The sequence below is a fragment of the Stenotrophomonas sp. INTA L402-1 genome (genome assembly GCF_059295135.1).
The window spans coordinates 1-576 of record NZ_JCAFWP010000190.1 but is presented as its reverse complement, the minus strand read 5'-3'; the positions used below and the strand labels follow the sequence as shown (position 1 = coordinate 576).

At 55.6% G+C, this 576-nt stretch carries 1 protein-coding gene; it reads left to right on the top strand.

The window, feature by feature from the left end:
* Window positions 1-427: FCD domain-containing protein (locus tag AC5O77_RS22270; RefSeq protein WP_494507231.1), on the top strand; the 427-nt coding region annotated here is incomplete at its 5' end.
* Window positions 428-576 lie beyond the last annotated feature (149 nt).

Here is a 576-nt window from a genome sequence, read left to right as displayed (position 1 = left end):
CTATGCGGCGCTGCGCGGCACGGAAGAAGATCTGGCGCGCATCCGCGATTGCCATATCGTGATTCAACAGGCCCAGGACAGCGGCGATCTCGACGCCGAAGCAGACGCGGTGATGCAGTATCAGATCGCCGTTACCGAAGCTGCCCACAACGTGGTGTTGCTGCATTTGCTACGCTGCATGGGGCCAATGCTGGAACAGAACGTCCGACAGAACTTTGAATTGCTCTACTCGCGCCGTGAGATGTTGGCAAAAGTGAGCAGCCACCGCGCCGGGATTTTTGAGGCGATAGTGGCACGTGAGCCGGAAAAGGCCCGCGAAGCCTCGCACCGCCACTTGGCGTTTATCGAGGAAATTTTGCTGGATCTCAGTCGGGAACATACCCGGCGTGAGAGATCGTTACGGCGACTCCAGCAACGCAAGGATTAAGAGCGGTTATCTACAGGGGAAACACCAGCCTGTGGGCATAAAGCTCGAAGTGCTTAGTTAAGTACTTAAGCGGCAACAAACTGATGAGCCTGTCTTCGTGCGCTTTGGTACAGAGTGCAGGAAGACAGGCTCCAAACAAACCATTAGAC